Genomic DNA, 906 nt, shown 5'->3' with positions numbered 1-906 from the left:
CGGGAATTATCGAAAGAATTTGGTTATGGAAAGATTTTCAGTAGCGCCTTAGAATCATCGTTAGGCATTTCCGGAAATCTTTCCATAACAATTATGAATGGCAAAGATCCTGCAACCACTGAAGGATATCCGTATTTTCCTCCCATGAGGGAGTATCCTGGCTGCTTACTTGAGGATATGCCGCTTCCAAAGCCTTTCTTTTGAGCTCCGTATCAAACCTCAAATATATCTCAGTTGTAGTCACACTAACATGACCCAATAAGTCGCGGATATAAATCAGATTGACGCCAGATTCCAACAGATGTAGAGCCTTTGAGTGCCTCAGCATATGAGGGTGTAGCTTTTTCGGAAAAACCTCCTTAGGATGTCTTAGCTTTGCTTGCTTGAAATACTTATCGAGGATGTACGTAATACCGGGTCTTGTAAACGGTTGGTATCTGCTGTTGTGAAACAAGGGACTTTGCTGTCTTCCGTTTTCAAGAAGATGGTTTTCAGCCATGTAGTTTTCAAGAACGCTCCGAGTCTTAGTCATGATCGGAATGTTCCTTTTCTTGTTACCTTTTCCAGTCAAAGTGATCGTTGCGGGCTGGGCCAATCTTACGTCGCAGACTTTTAAATCGATCAATTCCTGTACTCTCGCGCCAGCATCATATAAAACGACCATTAATGCCAAGTCGCGGCGTCCTCTTTTGGTGGATACATCAGGTTGTTCGAACAAATATGCCAACTGATCCATAGAAAGATGCGCTATCGTCTGTTGTTGCTTTTTCTTAAATGGAATGCCAAGAATCCTTTGGCTCTCAAATAGGATTTCTGGATTCTCACTTTGAGCATATCTGAAAAAACTGTGAATGGCGGCTAACCGCTGGTTCCGGGTGCTGGTACTCACATTTTTTGAAGATTCAA

General features: G+C 42.6%; 1 protein-coding gene. It reads right to left on the bottom strand.

What is annotated here, in order from left to right; genetic code table 11:
• Positions 1-91 precede the first annotated feature (91 nt).
• A partial coding sequence (locus ABEV74_RS22930) for a tyrosine-type recombinase/integrase (protein ID WP_430149999.1) occupies positions 92-906 on the bottom strand: 815 nt, incomplete at its 5' end.

This window comes from Paenibacillus cisolokensis (genome assembly GCF_050481165.1).
Lineage (GTDB): Bacteria > Bacillota > Bacilli > Paenibacillales > Paenibacillaceae > Paenibacillus_AH > Paenibacillus_AH cisolokensis.
This window is presented reverse-complemented; position numbering and strand designations above follow the sequence as displayed.